We start from the raw sequence: 14,544 nt of genomic DNA, 5'->3' as shown, positions 1-14,544 counted from the left end.
TGGTGGTGGTGCGGTGATGGCGGACTGTCGTCGGTGAAGCAGATCGGGTCAGAGTGGTCAGGTGACCCAGGAGGGCGCGACGGTGCTGCCGGCCCACCGGTGCTCCGGGAGCCCGGTCGCGCCGACCTCCGCGAGGAAGAGCGCGCCCGAGGCGGGGGTGGGCGCGGCGAGCCCCTCGCGGGCCGTCGTGATGGCGAGCGTGTCTCTCCCCGGCCCGATGAAGCCCATGCAGGAGACGTGCGGTGCGTCGACGGCAACCTCCGCGACGAGCGTGCCGTCCGGGGTGAAGCGCTGGACGCGGCCGGCGCCCCACTGGGCGATCCAGAGCAGACCCTCGGTGTCGACGACCATCCCGTCGGGGAGACCGGCGAACGCGGCGCGGATGGGGACCCAGGGCTCGTCCAGGTCGATGTCACCCGGCCCGTAGGAGTGCGACTCCACGCTGTGGCGCAGGGTGTCGACGTGGTAGACCGTCGCGCCGTCGGGAGAGAACGCCACCCCGTTGCTGAGGCTCAGCCCGGTGCGCACCGTCTCGACGGTGCCGTCGGGCGAGATGCGCAGGAGCCTTTCCAGCCCGGTCGGACCGGTCAACGACAACGTGCCGACGAGGAACCGGCCCTGCGGGTCGACGGTGCCGTCGTTCAGTCGGACATCCTGCCGATCGCCGAGCAGGTCGGGCCCGCGCTGGAGGACGGCGTCAGGGCTGAGGGTGGCGAGGCCGCGCGATCCGGCGAGGAGGTACCCGCCGTCCTCGGCGAGCGCGACGGCGCCCACGGTCGGTCCGACGGTCAGCACCCGGTGAGGGGCAAGGGTGTTCCCGTCGAAGCCGGCGACGTGGACCTCGCCGCTGAGGATCTCGACCCACACCACCTCGTGGCGGCGGTCGTCCCAGAGGATCCCCTCGGCGAGCTCGAACTCCGGTCCGGTCGCCTGGCGCGAGGGATACGGCGTCGGCAGGACCGGCGGTCCTGACAGGCCCGACGGGTTCGGCGGGGTCGCGCCGAGTTCCTGTAGCATGTTCCGAATACTAGACGGATCTTCTAACTCTTGGAAACCGAGGATCGCCGTGGATCACCTTCGGAGTGCCGACTGGTACGACGGGCAGGACCGGAACGCCTACATCCACCGGGCTTGGATGCGAAGAGGCCTGCCGGACTCCGCGCTCGACTCGACCAGGCCGCAGATCGCCATCGCCAACACGGCGTCAGACCTGACGCCGTGCAACATGCACCTCAACGAGGTGGCGGACGCGGTCAAGCAGGGCATCTGGGAGGCCGGTGGGGTCCCGTACAACCTCCCGGTCGTCTCGCTCGGAGAGACCCAGGTCAAGCCGACCGCGATGCTGTGGCGGAACATGGCCGCGATGGCGATCGAGGAGATGCTGCGCGCCAACCCGATCGACGGCGTGGTGCTCCTCGGCGGCTGCGACAAGACGATCCCCGCGCTGCTCATGGCGGCCGCGTCGGTGAACCTGCCGGCCGTCGTCGTGCCCGGAGGGCCGATGCTGACCGGCACGTTCCGCGGCACTGCGCTCGGGTGCGGGACCGACGTCTGGCGGCTGAGCGAGGAGGTCCGCGGCGGCGCGCTCTCGCAGCAGGACTTCACGCGCTCCGAGAGCTCCATGATCCGCAGCAAGGGGCACTGCAACACGATGGGCACCGCCTCGACCATGGCAGTGGTCGCGGAGGCGCTGGGGATGACGATCCCCGGGTTCGCCGGCATCCCGGCCCCCGATGCGCGGCTCCTGTCGATGTCGCACGAGACCGGGCGGCTGATCGTCGACATGGTCGCCCAGGACCGGCGCCCGAGCGACGTCATGACCCGGGAGGCGTTCCTCAACGCGATCGTCGCCGTCGCCGTCGTCGGCGGGTCGACCAACGCCGTGCTCCACCTGCTGGCGATCGCCGGGCGGCTCGGGGTGGACCTGACCCTCGAGGACTTCGACGAGGTCGGCCGAGGTGTGCCGCTGCTGGTGAACCTGCAGCCGTCCGGTGAGTTCCTCATGGACGACCTGCACCGGGCCGGCGGGGTGCTCGCCGCGCTCGCCCAGGTGCGGGAGCTGTTCCGGCCCGAGGCGATCACGGTCACCGGCGCGCCGCTGGTCGACCACCTCGCGGACAACCCGGTGTTCGACCCGACGGTCATCCGGCCTCGCGACGAACCGCTCATGGTCGATGCGGGCATCGCGGTGCTGCGCGGCAACCTCGCGCCGCGTGGTGCCATCATCAAGCCCGCCGCGGCCAGCGCCGAGCTGCTGCACCATCGGGGCCCGGCCGTGGTGTTCGACAGCATCGAGGACCTGCGGGCCCGGATCGACGACCCCGACCTCGAGGTCACCGCCGACTCCGTCCTCGTCCTGCGCGGATGCGGTCCACGTGGGTACCCCGGCATGCCCGAGGTCGGGAACATGCCGCTGCCGCGCAAGCTGCTCGAGCAGGGCGTGCGCGACATGGTCCGGATCAGCGACGCGCGGATGAGCGGCACCGCCTACGGCACAGTCGTGCTGCACGTTGCCCCTGAGGCCGCTGCCGGCGGTGCGCTCGCCCTGGTCAGGACCGGCGACGAGATCGAGCTCGACGTCGCGGCGCGGCGCCTGCACCTGGACGTCCCGGACGCCGAGCTCGCGGCCAGGAGTGCGACGGCGGCGAGCACGGCGGCCTACGCGGCGCCGGTCCGCGGGTGGGAGCGGCTCTACGTCGACCACGTGCAGCAGGCCGACACCGGGGTCGACCTGGACTTCCTCGTCGGCTCGAGCGGGGACACCATCCACCGCGAGTCCCACTGAGCGTCCCACTGAGCGCTCCGAGCGCCGACGCTGCGCTGACCTGCCGCGGCCTGATGCCACCCGGCACGGCGCGGTGACCACACAGCCCTACCCGCACGATCCCCGAGGTGCACGACCGCGTCGCGGTCGCCTCGACGACCAGGAGGAACTCATGAGAACAGCGATCGTCACAGGTGGGCTCAGCGGGCTCGGTGAGGCGTGCGCCACGCGACTGCGCGCCGACGGCGTCCGCGTCGTCACGTTCGACCGCTCACCCGGTGCCGACGTGGTCGTCGACGTCACCGTCCCGGAGGACGTCGCGCGCGCGGTCGCATCGGTGGGACCGGTCGACATCCTGGTGAACAGCGCCGGGATCGTCGGCCCGAACAAGCCCCTGTGGGAGGTGTCCGACGCCGAGTGGCGCACGACCTTCGACGTCAACGTGAACGGCATCTTCTCCATGTGTCGGTCCGTGGTGCCGGGGATGCGCGAGCAGGGCTGGGGTCGGATCGTCAACATCGCGAGCATGGCGGGCAAGGACGGCAACCCGAACCTCAGCGCGTACTCGGCGTCGAAGGCCGCGGTGATCGGACTGACGAAGTCCCTCGGCAAGGAGCTGGCCACCAGCGGCGTCCTCGTCAACGCCATCGCACCGGCGGTCATCGCGACGCCCATGAACGCGACGACCGCCCCCGACGTCCTGGAGCACCTGATCAGCCTGATCCCGATGCGCCGCCTCGGGACGGCCGAGGAGGTCGCCGCCCTGATCTCCTGGCTCGCGTCCGACGAGTGCAGCTTCTCGACCGGCAGCGTCTACGACATCAGCGGTGGACGCGCCACGTACTGAGAGGTCAGCCCGACGCGGTCGGCAGCATGGGTCCGACCGTGTCTGCCGACATCGTCTCGGTCCGACCGAAGGCACGCGACTCGCCGCCGCACCTCAACGCGTCCCCGCAACCGCAGCAGGCGTAGCGGGACCTCAGGGGCCCGTCGGTGCGCCGGGGCGCCGGGCGGGTGGCAGCGCGTCCTGGCGGAGCAGGCCGAGCAGCTCGTCATGCGGTCCGACGACGAACGCCTCGTCGTCCGCCTGGAGCGTCGTCCACCGTCGGACGACGCGGTGCACCTCGTGCTCACCGCTGTGGCGTACCGACAGCACGCGGTTGCGCCCGGTGAGGGCGTCGAGACGGGCGCCGTCCAGGCCCCCGCCGGGGGTGACCTGGACGCGCGCGTAGAGCAGGGGGACGTCGCCGGCGAAGAACGTGCCGAGGACCTCCAGCCCGAGGGTCGCGCCGACGAACCACGGCGCCGCGAGCTCGTCGGTGGAGCGCACGTGCGTGAAGCCGAACGCCTGCCGCACGGTGGACGCGAGCCGCCGGTCGGCGAGCCGCAGCGCGACCGGGACGTCGGTGCGTTCGCCGAGCCAGTCGCGCACCGCGAGCGCGACCTCGAGGTTCGTCAGGTCGTCGGACGTCAGCACGGCCACGGCCCGCGCCCGGTCGAGGTTCACGAGCTCGAGGGTGCGGGCGAGGGTGGCGTCACCGAGGACGACCTTCGCGCCCAGCCCACGCACCTGTGCCAGGTACCGGTTGGTCTCGTCCGTCTCCACGACCACGACGGGCACCCCGGTCGCCGTCACCGACTCGACCACGCGCACCCCGACCGACCCGAGACCGACGACGATCACGTGCCCGCGCAGATCGGTGACCTGTCCGTGGCCGAGCGACTCCTGCAGGCGCTGCGAGACGAGCAGGTTGGTCAGGAGGGCGTACACGAGGGCCGCGAGGACCGCGCCCGCGAGCATGAGGAGCACGGCGTAGGCCCGCAGCCAGCTCGGCTGGGCACGGAAGCTGAAGTCGCCGTAGCCGATCGTGCCGATGGTCTCCGCGGTGAAGTACAGGGCGTCGAGCGGGGTCATCCTCGTGCCGTCCGCCTCGCGGTAGCCCGCCATCAGCACGATGATCGAGGTCAGCCCGAGACCGAGCAGCGTCGCCAGCGCACGCCGCAACCGGGTGTCGGTGGCCCGCGCGACGGCCCGGCCCCATCGCCGCACCGCGCCGGACGGGCCGTGCTCGCCACGCGGCTGACCCGCCGACCGCCTCGCGGACGCCGGCGGGACCGGCGTCCGGGTCGACGGGACGACCTCGTCCCAGGTGGCGGCCGGACCGAGCAGGCTCACCGCGTCGCCTGCATGCACCTCGAGATCGCGTCCGGGGCAGACGACCGGATCGCTCGTCCCGTCGGTCCGCTGCACGGACAACGGGACGAGGACCTCGCCGAACAGGTCCCGCAGCAGGCCGTCCCGCGGTGCCGCGACCGTGCGCACCTGGACGACCTCGTCGGCGATCCGTAGCCCGTGCCCCCGCTCGCCGAGGTACGCCTCGACGATCGCGGGCGACGCGATGGTCGCGACGTCGAGCACCAGGATGCCGGCGTCGGCGCGCACCGCACGGGCGACGGCCTGGTTGCGGATCTGCGCGACGACCGTCAGCTCCGGACGGAGGCGACGCGCGAGCAACGCGGTCTCCAGCGCCCCGAGGTCGGTCGAGGACAGGCAGACGACCGCGCGCGCGTCGCGAAGACCCGCGGCGCCGAGCGCGGCGGCGGCGCCGTCGTGGTGCGGGACGACGGTCGCCCCCAGGGCGCTCGCAGCCTGCACGGCACCCGGTCGGGCGCCGTCGTCGACGGCGACGACCTCCAGCCCCAGCGCGACGAGGTGCTCGACGACCCGCAGGCCGAGGCCTTCGAGCCCGTGCACGATCACGTGCCCCGGAGGTCCCGCCACGAGGTGGTTCATGACCGCATGATCCCGCATCGTGCCGGCGCCCGGGCCTGCGACGCGGCCAGGGCGGCCCTGACGCGCCGGCCCGCGTCCTCGACCGGGTCGGCGGGCCGCCCGCGACGTCGACGCCGTCAGACGGGGAGCGTCACCACGAACCGGCAGCCCGCGTCCCGGTTGTGGACGGACACCGTCCCGTGGTGCGCCTCGACGAGGCCCTTGACGATCGCGAGCCCGAGACCTGCTCCGACGTCGGCACCCGGGGTCCGGGCCGACCCGCCGCGCCAGGCGACGTCGAAGACGCGCGTGAGCTCGTCCTCGGCGATCCCCCCGCACGCGTCGGTCACGCTGAGCGTGATCTCCCGGTCGGCGGCGGTCGCCTCGACCACGACCGCGCCGTCGGCCGGGGTGTGCCGGATCGCGTTCATGACGAGGTTGGAGACGACGCGCGACGAGAGCTCTCCGCGTCGCCTCGCACCAGCGAGCGCGCGTCCACGTGCCCGCCGAGGTGCACCTGCCTCGCCCGCGCGATCGGGTCGGCCCCGGCGATCACGTCGCTCACGACGTCCCCGAGGAGCACCGTCTCCATGGACAGCTGGAGGGTGCCGGCGTGGATGCGTGAGAGCTCGAAGAGGTCGTCGACCATCGTGACCATCCGGTCGATCTCGGTGCGCATCTGGGCCCGGTACCGCTGCGGGTCGACGGCGAGGCCGTCCTCGAGCGCCTCGGCCATCGCACGGATGCCGGCCAACGGGGTGCGCAGGTCGTGGGACACCCAGGCGACCAGCTGGCGTCGGGACTCCTCGAGGCGACGCTCGCGCTCGGCGGCCTCGCGCAGCCGGACGCTGCTCCGCGTCAGCTCGCGGGAGATGTCCGCGAGCTCACGTGGCGCGTCGTCGGGCCCGACGAACTCGCCGCCGTCCCCGAACCGGATGGCCGCGTCGCGCAGACGGCGGGTCGTGCCGCCCAGCCGTCCGGCGAGCCACAGGGCGAAGCCGACCGACACCAGTCCGGACACCCCGCAGACCGTGATCACGACCGTGAGATCGTGGTCCGACAGGAACATGGCCCGGGCCGTGCCGACCACGCCGGCTGCGACGCCGGTGACCGCCACCACGCCGAGCACGGCCGCGAGCCAGCGGACGGACCGACGGCGCAGCAGCCAGGCCACGAGGGCACCGACGAGCCCCACGGCGATCGACCAGCCGGCGGAGATCGCGATCACGGCGAGGGTGGCGCTGCTCATGAGGCCTCCCACCGGTAGCCGACGCCCCAGACGGTCACGAGCCGAGCGGGACGGGTCGGGTCGGTCTCGACCTTCTCGCGCAGGCGGCGGACGTGCACGGTCACGGTGGACTGGTCGCCGATCGACCATCCCCAGACCTCCCGGAGCAGGTCGTCGCGCGACCACGCCGTCCCGGCGTTCGCGACGAGGAACCGCAGCAGGTCGAACTCCCGGACAGTCAGCGGGAGCGGCTGCCCGGCACGGGTCGCCTCATGACGTGCGGTGTCGACCACGAGGTCGCCGTCGGTGAGGACGACGTCCGTCGGCTCGGCACGCTGACCGGCCCGGCGCAGCACCGAGTCGACGCGGAGCACGAGCTCACGCGGGCTGAAGGGCTTGGTCACGTAGTCGTCCGCCCCGAGGCCCAGACCCATGATCCGGTCGGTCTCCGCCCCGAGCGCGGTCAGCATGATCACCGGCACGTCGCCCGACTCGCGGAGCCGGCGGCACACCTCGAGACCGTCGATGCCGGGCAGCATGAGGTCCAGGACCACGAGGTCGGCGCGTCGTGCACGCATCGCCGCCAGGGCCGCCTCGCCGTCCGCGACCTCGGCGACCTCGTGGCCGCCGGCGCGCAGGTAGGAGGCGACGACCTCGCGGACCGTGTGGTCGTCGTCCACGACGAGGATGTCTGCCACGTGCCCTCCGTCCTTCGTTGTCCCGGGCCGCCCCGATGCTGAGCGGTCGTGCCGGGTCCGTCGTCCACCCGGGCGTCGGGGCACGGGACCGGCGCAGGCCACCGATCATCCTCCGGGCGGCCGTGCCGGCGACAGGAGCACCTCGCGCGGGTGTGCGGGTGGTCGACGGCGGTCGGCATGGTTCGGGAGGCGGCGCCGTCCTGCGCCACGGATCGGACCGCGGACCGCGCCGCCGTGGGATCACGACGGCGCGGCCCGAAGCACTCGTCCCGGTTCAGCTGGCGGCGAGGCCTTCCATGCCGGTTGTGGTGAAGGCCGGCAGCCCGGACACGGTCTGGGTGCGTACCAGGGATCCGTCGTGCGCGACCGCGTAGACGCCGAGGGTCCCGGCGACCGACTCCTGCACGTACAGGAACCGTCCGTCGCGCGAGGCGGCGAGGTCGATCGGACCGGCGCCGGTGGTCGTCGCGACCGGAGAGGTCAGCGCGGCGGCGCCACGGTTCGGGACGTTCCAGGCCGAGAGAGTCGCAGAGCCGGCGTTCGCTCCGTAGACCGTCCGTCCGACCTGGACGTTCCAGCACAGCGCCGCTCCGCCGTCACCGGCCGACGAGCCGACCAGGTGCAACGAGCCGTCCCGGGCGACGGTGTAGGTGCTGATCGCACCGGTGCCGGCCTCGGTGACCAGGACGCGCCCGGTGTGGTCGACGACGAACGAGAACGGGACCGCGCCTGCCGACGGCGTCACCAGGGGAGCCGCAGCGGGTCGCCCGTCCCGGCCGACCGGGAACGTGAGCAGCTCGTTGTGCGCCTTCGTGGTGACGATCAGCGTGCGCCCGTCGCGGCTGAAGCCGATCTGGGCGGGGGACTGGAGGAACGCGGGCGGGTTCGTGTTCCCCAGGCCGAGCGACCGGGTGGACCCCGCGAGGGGGACGAGCGCGCCGTGCCGGACCGTGAAGCCCGAGATGCTGCCGTCACCACCGGCGTTCAGGACGTAGACGAGGTCGTGGTGCACCGCGACGCTGGTCGGGAACTGGCCGCCCGACGCCACCGTGGTCGCGTGGCCCAGCTGTGCGCCGCGCACGCCGAAGGACGTGATCGTGTCGCTCCCGGCGTTGACCGCGAGCAGCAGGTGGTTCGGCGCGTCGAGGACCAGCGAACCCTGAGAGGCGAGCGCGTCCAGCGGGGCACCTACCTGCGTCCCGCCGTCACCGCCGGTCGGGTAGGTCGCGGAGTAGGTCAGGCTGCCGTCGTCGCTCCGCGAGTAGGCGGCGATCTCGTTGCCGCTCACCGCGTTGAGCTGGACGAACACGGCACCTCGTGAGTCGTCGTGGCGCTCGTGGGCGGACGCCGTCGTGGCGCCGACCGGGAGGAGCGCGAGCGCTGTGAATGCGCTGGCGAGTGTCACGACCGAACGCCGCCGGAAGCGGGAAGGAATGGGTGAAAGGTTCACGTCGAACTCCAGATGGGCATGGCGGAATAGGCCTTGCGGCCATGGGCGGTTGATTGACGGGTGGCAGCCGCGCGACGGCGTCCGTCATTCTTCGGAGCCTTGTGGTGAATTGGCTCGGCCCCTCTACCTTGCCTGCCAGGAAATGCATGGAGCAAGGCCACTCGTCTTACGGTTCTGTGACGTCGTGCCGTGCCCGATGCCTGCCCGACGGCTGCCCGACGCACTCCGGCGGTGGCGGCACGTGCCGCCACCGCCGGAGGGCAGGTCAGTGGTCGAAGCCAGCAGTCGCGGTCAGTAGCCGCGCGAGGAGTCGGCAGAGACTGCCGACCCCTGGAGCGCCGCGATGTACTCGTCGACGGTGGTCGGCTTGGAGAACATCGGGTAGTCGTACGTGATCGCGTTCTCGTGCTCGGCGATCGAGGTCGCACCGACGGCATCGGTGAGCGTGATCACCTCGAAGCCCTTCTCGTAGGCCGAGCGCATGGTCGACTCGACGCAGCAGTTGGTGAGGAAGCCCGCGAGCACCACGGTGGTGATGCCCTTGGAGCGGAGGATGAAGTCGAGGTTGGTCGAGCCGAACGCGTCGAGGCCACGCTTGCCCTCGATCACGATGTCGCCGTCGGTCGGGGCGACGTCCTCGACGATCTCGCAACCCCACGACCCCTTGATGAACGACGACGTGTCGACGACGCCCTTGAGGATGCCGTACGGGTGCGAGGTGATCTCGTAGTAGCCCTGCTGGAAGGCGATCGGGCTGTGGATGACGGTGACGCCCGCCGCCCGCGAGGCCTCGAGCGCCCGGCGGGCGTTGGCCAGCATGCCGGTCGCCTCCATCGACGTCCGCACGGCGTCGTGCAGCGTGCCGCCCTCGGTGGTGAAGTCGTTCTGGAACTCGATCATGACAAGTGCGGTGGTGTCCGGGTTCATCGCATGCTCCTTTGCTGGATGTGATCGGTCAGTTCGGCGGAAAGGTCGGGAGGGCGTGCTCGGCGAGGAGCTCGAGCACGTGCCGGTAGGGCGTGCCGGTGGCACGGGTCATGCCCAGTTCGCAGGTGCGGTTGCAGCTCGCATGCGCGTCGGAACCGACGCGGGCCACCTCGGCCGCCTCGCGCCTGGTCGCCGACGCGGTCAGCTCGGGGTGCAGCATCCCGCGGTCGCCGGCGAATGCGCAGCAGCCCCAGTCGAGCGGCACGGTGACCTCGTCGGCGATGGCCTCGGCGACCGTCACGAGGTCGGGGTTGAGGCCCATCTGCGTCGAGGAGCACGTCGGGTGGAGCGTGAGCGAACCGAGCTTCGGGTGCACCCCGAGCACCGGAAGCACGTGCTCGGCGACGAACGCGACGACGTCGATCACCTCGACGTCGAGCTCCGGATCGCTCTCGACGAGGTGCCGGAACCCCTCGGTGCACGACGACGCGTCGCACACCACCGGCAGCCGGCCACCGTCGGTCGCAGCGCGGATCGCGTCGAGCGCCGCCGTTCGCATCGCGTCGTGACCTGCGGCGACGCCCTTGGAGGACCACGGCGTCCCGCAGCAGAGCGCATCGATCCCCTCGGGAACGAGCAGGGTGAGGCCGGCCGCGGCGCAGAGGGCCTCGACGCTCACCTGCACCCCCGGTCCCTCCGTCGGGCCGAACATGACGTTGACGCAGGCGGGCAGGTACACGGCCACAGGTGCGTCGGCAGGCGCCGGGCGGTGTCGCGGACGGCCCCCACCCGGAAGCTCGGAGGACCACAACGGGACGGTGTCGGTGCTCAGGAGTGCCCGAGCCGCCTTGTTCGCGCCGCGCAGCACCTGTTCGAGGGGGCCCGGCAGTGCGTGCGTGACCGTGAGGGCCGCCCGGGCGACGGTGGTGGTGGCCGACCAGTGCCGAGCGGCCGTCGTCCACGCGGCAGCCGCAGGCCCCGGGACCGTCTGGCGCCGGAGCTTCTTGACGAGCTGGCCGGTGTCGATCAGGACCGGGCACGCCGTGCTGCACATGCCGTCCACCGCGCACGTCTCGACGCCTGCGTACGCGTAGGCGTCCTCGAGCCGCGCGGCGGTGCGCGTGTCGCCGGACTGCTCGGCGGACCGGATCTCGCGGCGGATCGCGATGCGCTGCCGGGGTGTGAGGGTCAGGTCGCGCGAGGGGCACACCGGCTCGCAGTAGCCGCACTCCACGCACCGGTCGACCTCGGCCTCGACCGTCGGCGCGAGCTTGATGTGCTGCAGGTGCGCCTCGGGGTCGTCGGTGAGGACCACGCCAGGGTTGAGCAGGCCCCGCGGGTCGATCAGCCGCTTGACCTCGCGCATGACGTCGTACAGCTCGTCGCCGTACTGCCGCCGCACGAACGGCGCCATGACGCGACCCGTGCCGTGCTCGGCCTTGAGCGAGCCGCCGTTCGCGAGGACGAGGTCGACCAGGTCCTCGGTGAACTCGGTGTACCGCCGGAGCTGGTCGGCGGACTCGAAGCGGTCGGTGAGCATGAAGTGGATGTTGCCGTCCTTGGCGTGGCCGAAGATCACCGCGTCCTCGTAGCCGTAGCGCTCGAACAGCACGCCCAGGGCGGCGCACGTGTCCGCGAGCCGTTCCACCGGGACGACGACATCCTCGAGCAGGGCGGTGGTCCCGCTCCGGCGGGCTCCGGCCACCGACGTGTAGAGCCCCTTGCGGAGCTTCCAGAGCTCGCCGCGGATCGTCGCGTCCGTGCTGAGAACCACCGGATCCGCGAGCGGCAGGGCGTCGAGCGTGGCGCGGGCCGCGCGCGTGAGGTGCTCGAGCTCCTCGGGGTCGGTCGCCTGGTACTCGACCAGCAGGGCGGCCTGCCGGTCCACCGTGAGCGTCGTGATCACGGCGGGTGCACCGGGGATGGCCTGGCCGACCCGCAGGGAGGTCGCGTCCATCAGCTCGAGCGTCGCCGCACCCGTCGCCACGAGGGCCGGCAGCGCGCGGTTCGCCGCGTACAGGTCCTCGAACACGAGCAGCGCCGAGGCGGCGTGGGGGCGTACCGGGACGGTACGGAAGGTGGCCGAGGCGAGGAACGCGAGCGTGCCCTCGCTGCCGACGAGCAGGTGGGCCAGGATCTCCGGGACCGAGTCGAAGTCCACGAGGGCGTTGATCCCGTAGCCCATGGTGTTCTTCATCGCGAACTGCCGGGTGACGGTCGCGAGAGAGGCCGGGTCGTCGAGGACGCGTCGCCGAAGGGAGAGCAGCCCTGCGTGCAGGGCCGGCTCACGGGTGCGGAGCACGTCGTCCGCGTCCGCTGCGCCGGTGTCGACGACCGTGCCCGACGGCAGCACCGCCACCAGGGACTCGAGGGTGCGGTAGCTGTTCTCGACCGTGCCGCAGGCCATCCCCGAGGAGTTGTTGGCGACGACGCCGCCGATCGTGCACGCCGCCTCGCTGGCGGGGTCCGGGCCGAGCTTGCGGCCGTACCGGGCCAGACGGGCGTTGACGGCGCGCACCGTGACGCCGGGCCCGACGCGGACGCGGGCGCCGTCGTCGAGCACCTCGATCCCGGTGAAGTGCCGCCGGACGTCGACCAGCACACCGTCGCTCCCGGCCTGCCCGGAGAGGCTGGTGCCGCCGGACCGGAACGTCAGCGGGATCCCGGCGTCGGCGGTGGCCTGGAGCAGCCGCGCCACCTCGTGCGCGTCGCGCGGTGCGACGACGGCCGAGGGGAGCAGCAGGACGTGGGACGCGTCGTGGGAGAGGGCGCGGCGTGTCAGCTCGTCGGTGCTGATCTGGGCCGGGTCCGCGACGCAGTCGGCGAGCAGCAGGCCGAGGGTTGCCGGCGTGGGCGCGACCGACGTGGGTGCGGCGGCGGTCACGGGCGGGCCGCCGGTCGGGCGGGCGCACCAGGCGTGGTCAACGACGTCGAGGTCATCGTTCTCCTCATCGAGATTCGCTAGATTGTCGGACAAGTAGACGCAAGTGACAAGAGTCCCAGATCGTGGGGCTCGTCCGCACGGTGGCGAAGGAGGGCGTGATGGCGCGCGGGATCGTGGTGACGAGCCTGGTCGACGCTCTCGTCGAGGACCTCCGCAACCAGGTCGTGTCCGGCGTGCTGGCCCCGGGGACCCCGCTGACCGAGCTGGACGTCGCGACCCGGTACGAGGTCGCCCGAGCCAGCGCGCGGGCCGCGATCGAACGGCTCACCGCCGAGAAGGTCCTTGTGCGCAACACCCACAAGACGGCCCGCGTGGTGCACCTCGGACCGGAGGACGTGCGGGACATCTACCGCACGCGCACCTACCTGGAGTCGGAGGTGCTGCGCCGCCTGGCCGCCCTCCGCCGCGTCCCCGCGGCCGCACGCGAGGCCAACGCCGAGATCGCCGCGCTGTGGGCGCAGGGCTCGTACGCCGTCGTCGAGCCGGACATGCGCTTCCACACGAGCCTGATCGACGAGCTCGGCAGCGAGCGGACCAGTGCGATGTACCACTCGCTGGCCTTCGAGGTGAAGCTCTGCATGGCGCAGCTGCAGGGGCGACAGCAGCTCAGCCCCGAGATCATCGTCGCCGAGCACGCCCGGTTGCTCGAGCTGATCGCGGCGGGCGACGCGACCGGGGCCGCGGCGATGCTCGACGAGCACCTGGCGCGGGCCCGGGAGCTGTTGGCCGCGAGTCTCGGCGGGGAGGCGGGGCCGGAGGCGTTCGTGCCGTCGTCGGCGCTGCGTGGACCCACGCCGTAGTCAGCAGGGTCAGCTCACCTCGGCGACCTTCTCGCGGACGAGCTTGACGGCCTTGCCGACGTTCATGGTCCACCCGACGCCGAAGACGCGCGGGTTGATCAGGTGCTTGCCGTCCGGGTTCCACATCCGCTCACGGAACCGCGCAACGGTGGGCATCCGGAAGTCGTAGGGGACGAAGCCGGCGACGACGCCGTGCCAGGTGCGCTCCTCGGGTGGGAGGCGCTTCTCCTTCACGACGGCGGCGACAGCCAGCCCGAAAGCGACCAGCCGGACGAGCTGCTGGAAGCTCTGCTTCTTGTCGTGCTTCCCGTGCTTCACGTCGTGGTCGTGGCGCGATCCCATGGTGGCCTCCCTGCCGGTGATGACGCCTCCATGATTCACCTGTTCAGGCCCGCGCGCGTGCGGACCGGCCAGACGGGTGACTCCCGCGACCGAGGCGGTGGGGCCAGACTGATCTCGACCGCTCACCACTGCAGGGGGACTGTGATGGCCGATGAACCGTACGACGGGATCGCCGTGCTGCAGGGTGACGCGAGCGGGAACCTGCGCTGGGTTGTGAGCGTCGACGCGAGCGACGGGTCGCTCCTGGTCATGCTGAACCTCTTCCGACGAGACCGATACGTGTCAGGGACCGGCTTCGCCAGCGGCAGGTCGTTCGGGGGGACGGTGCTGCAGAGCTCGCGCGGGCATGCCGACGGTCTTCCGTGGCACGTCCTGGCGCGCACCGGCGCCTCGGTGACGCGGGCGGTCGCGACCACGGACCGGGGGACCGAGGTCGAGCTCACCCTGTCGCCGCTCATCGCGGAGTACGGCTCGAGGTTCGCGGCCGCGGTGATGCCTGAGGGCGAGTGTCCGTGCGAGGTGCGGGTCGAACGCGACGGTGTCGTCCTCGACGCGGGCCCGCAGCACCGGTGGCCGTGCCCGCCGACCGTTGGTTGGTGAGACGTCGGCCGTCGTCGA

The 14,544-nt window shown here is 72.2% G+C and carries 13 protein-coding genes; 4 read left to right on the top strand and 9 right to left on the bottom strand.

Annotation, left to right across the window (positions count from 1 at the left end; all coding sequences use genetic code 11):
- Positions 1-57 precede the first annotated feature (57 nt).
- Entirely contained in the window at positions 58-1,017 is a 960-nt protein-coding gene (locus LJB74_RS03890) for an SMP-30/gluconolactonase/LRE family protein (RefSeq protein ID WP_259307288.1), read from the bottom strand.
- A gap of 49 nt (positions 1,018-1,066) precedes the next feature.
- Here LJB74_RS03890 and LJB74_RS03885 point away from each other — a divergent pair, with 49 nt between their 5' ends.
- Both LJB74_RS03885 and LJB74_RS03880 read left to right on the top strand, forming a co-directional pair.
- Positions 1,067-2,785 carry an IlvD/Edd family dehydratase gene (locus tag LJB74_RS03885; RefSeq protein ID WP_259307287.1) on the top strand — a complete coding sequence of 573 codons (1,719 nt, stop codon included), beginning with the start codon at positions 1,067-1,069 and terminating at the stop codon, positions 2,783-2,785.
- A gap of 151 nt (positions 2,786-2,936) precedes the next feature.
- Positions 2,937-3,611 carry an SDR family NAD(P)-dependent oxidoreductase gene (locus tag LJB74_RS03880; RefSeq protein ID WP_259307286.1) on the top strand — a complete coding sequence of 225 codons (675 nt, stop codon included), beginning with the start codon at positions 2,937-2,939 and terminating at the stop codon, positions 3,609-3,611.
- Positions 3,612-3,743: 132 nt separating this feature from the next.
- On the opposite strand, the gene LJB74_RS03875 is transcribed toward LJB74_RS03880, so the two are convergent.
- The 7 genes from LJB74_RS03875 to LJB74_RS03845 all read right to left on the bottom strand — a co-directional run bounded on the left by LJB74_RS03875 (position 3,744) and on the right by LJB74_RS03845 (position 12,724).
- Entirely contained in the window at positions 3,744-5,558 is a 1,815-nt protein-coding gene (locus LJB74_RS03875) for an NAD-binding protein (RefSeq protein WP_259307285.1), read from the bottom strand.
- A 116-nt stretch (positions 5,559-5,674) separates the two neighbouring features.
- Positions 5,675-5,968: a sensor histidine kinase KdpD gene (locus LJB74_RS03870; RefSeq protein WP_259307284.1), complete on the bottom strand. Its 294-nt coding sequence runs from the start codon at positions 5,966-5,968 to the stop codon at positions 5,675-5,677.
- Positions 5,965-6,786: a HAMP domain-containing sensor histidine kinase gene (locus tag LJB74_RS03865; protein ID WP_259307283.1), complete on the bottom strand. Its 822-nt coding sequence runs from the start codon at positions 6,784-6,786 to the stop codon at positions 5,965-5,967. The genes LJB74_RS03870 and LJB74_RS03865 overlap by 4 nt, the downstream gene beginning before the upstream one ends.
- The gene (locus LJB74_RS03860; RefSeq protein WP_259307282.1) at positions 6,783-7,463 is read right to left on the bottom strand and encodes a response regulator transcription factor; all 681 of its coding nucleotides are present in this window, start codon (positions 7,461-7,463) and stop codon (positions 6,783-6,785) included. Before LJB74_RS03860 ends, LJB74_RS03865 begins: the two co-directional genes overlap by 4 nt.
- A gap of 274 nt (positions 7,464-7,737) precedes the next feature.
- Positions 7,738-8,868, bottom strand: coding sequence for a lactonase family protein (locus tag LJB74_RS03855; RefSeq protein ID WP_259307281.1), 1,131 nt, complete (start codon positions 8,866-8,868; stop codon positions 7,738-7,740).
- Between the two features lie 336 nt (positions 8,869-9,204).
- Positions 9,205-9,840, bottom strand: a complete 636-nt coding sequence (locus tag LJB74_RS03850; protein ID WP_259307280.1) for a cysteine hydrolase family protein — start codon at positions 9,838-9,840, stop codon at positions 9,205-9,207.
- A gap of 28 nt (positions 9,841-9,868) precedes the next feature.
- On the bottom strand, positions 9,869-12,724 hold the full coding sequence (locus LJB74_RS03845; RefSeq protein WP_396125115.1) for an FAD-binding and (Fe-S)-binding domain-containing protein: 2,856 nt from the start codon (positions 12,722-12,724) through the stop codon (positions 9,869-9,871).
- A gap of 158 nt (positions 12,725-12,882) precedes the next feature.
- On the opposite strand from LJB74_RS03845, the gene LJB74_RS03840 reads away from it, so the two are divergent.
- Positions 12,883-13,584, top strand: a complete 702-nt coding sequence (locus tag LJB74_RS03840; protein ID WP_259307279.1) for a GntR family transcriptional regulator — start codon at positions 12,883-12,885, stop codon at positions 13,582-13,584.
- 9 nt (positions 13,585-13,593) lie between these two features.
- Here LJB74_RS03840 and LJB74_RS03835 read toward each other — a convergent pair whose 3' ends face one another.
- On the bottom strand, positions 13,594-13,926 hold the full coding sequence (locus LJB74_RS03835) for a DUF5808 domain-containing protein (RefSeq protein ID WP_259307278.1): 333 nt from the start codon (positions 13,924-13,926) through the stop codon (positions 13,594-13,596).
- Positions 13,927-14,070: 144 nt separating this feature from the next.
- Between LJB74_RS03835 and LJB74_RS03830 the strand changes: the two genes are divergently transcribed.
- A complete protein-coding gene (locus LJB74_RS03830) occupies positions 14,071-14,526 on the top strand; it encodes a hypothetical protein (protein WP_259307277.1) in 456 nt (151 codons plus the stop codon).
- Positions 14,527-14,544: the final 18 nt, after the last annotated feature.

This window comes from Cellulomonas sp. P24, assembly GCF_024704385.1.
Classification (GTDB): Bacteria; Actinomycetota; Actinomycetes; order Actinomycetales; family Cellulomonadaceae; genus JAJDFX01.
Note: the sequence above shows the minus strand (reverse complement) of the source record. Positions and strands in the feature narration are given on the sequence as shown.

Coding starts and splice junctions, on each gene's coding strand:
- LJB74_RS03875 (WP_259307285.1), bottom strand. CDS start 5,558: ATGAACCACCTCGTGGCGGGACCTCCGGGGCACGTGATCGTGCACGGG.
- LJB74_RS03840 (WP_259307279.1), top strand. CDS start 12,883: ATGGCGCGCGGGATCGTGGTGACGAGCCTGGTCGACGCTCTCGTCGAG.
- LJB74_RS03850 (WP_259307280.1), bottom strand. CDS start 9,840: ATGAACCCGGACACCACCGCACTTGTCATGATCGAGTTCCAGAACGAC.
- LJB74_RS03835 (WP_259307278.1), bottom strand. CDS start 13,926: ATGGGATCGCGCCACGACCACGACGTGAAGCACGGGAAGCACGACAAG.
- LJB74_RS03830 (WP_259307277.1), top strand. CDS start 14,071: ATGGCCGATGAACCGTACGACGGGATCGCCGTGCTGCAGGGTGACGCG.
- LJB74_RS03880 (WP_259307286.1), top strand. CDS start 2,937: ATGAGAACAGCGATCGTCACAGGTGGGCTCAGCGGGCTCGGTGAGGCG.
- LJB74_RS03870 (WP_259307284.1), bottom strand. CDS start 5,968: ATGAACGCGATCCGGCACACCCCGGCCGACGGCGCGGTCGTGGTCGAG.
- LJB74_RS03890 (WP_259307288.1), bottom strand. CDS start 1,017: ATGCTACAGGAACTCGGCGCGACCCCGCCGAACCCGTCGGGCCTGTCA.
- LJB74_RS03865 (WP_259307283.1), bottom strand. CDS start 6,786: ATGAGCAGCGCCACCCTCGCCGTGATCGCGATCTCCGCCGGCTGGTCG.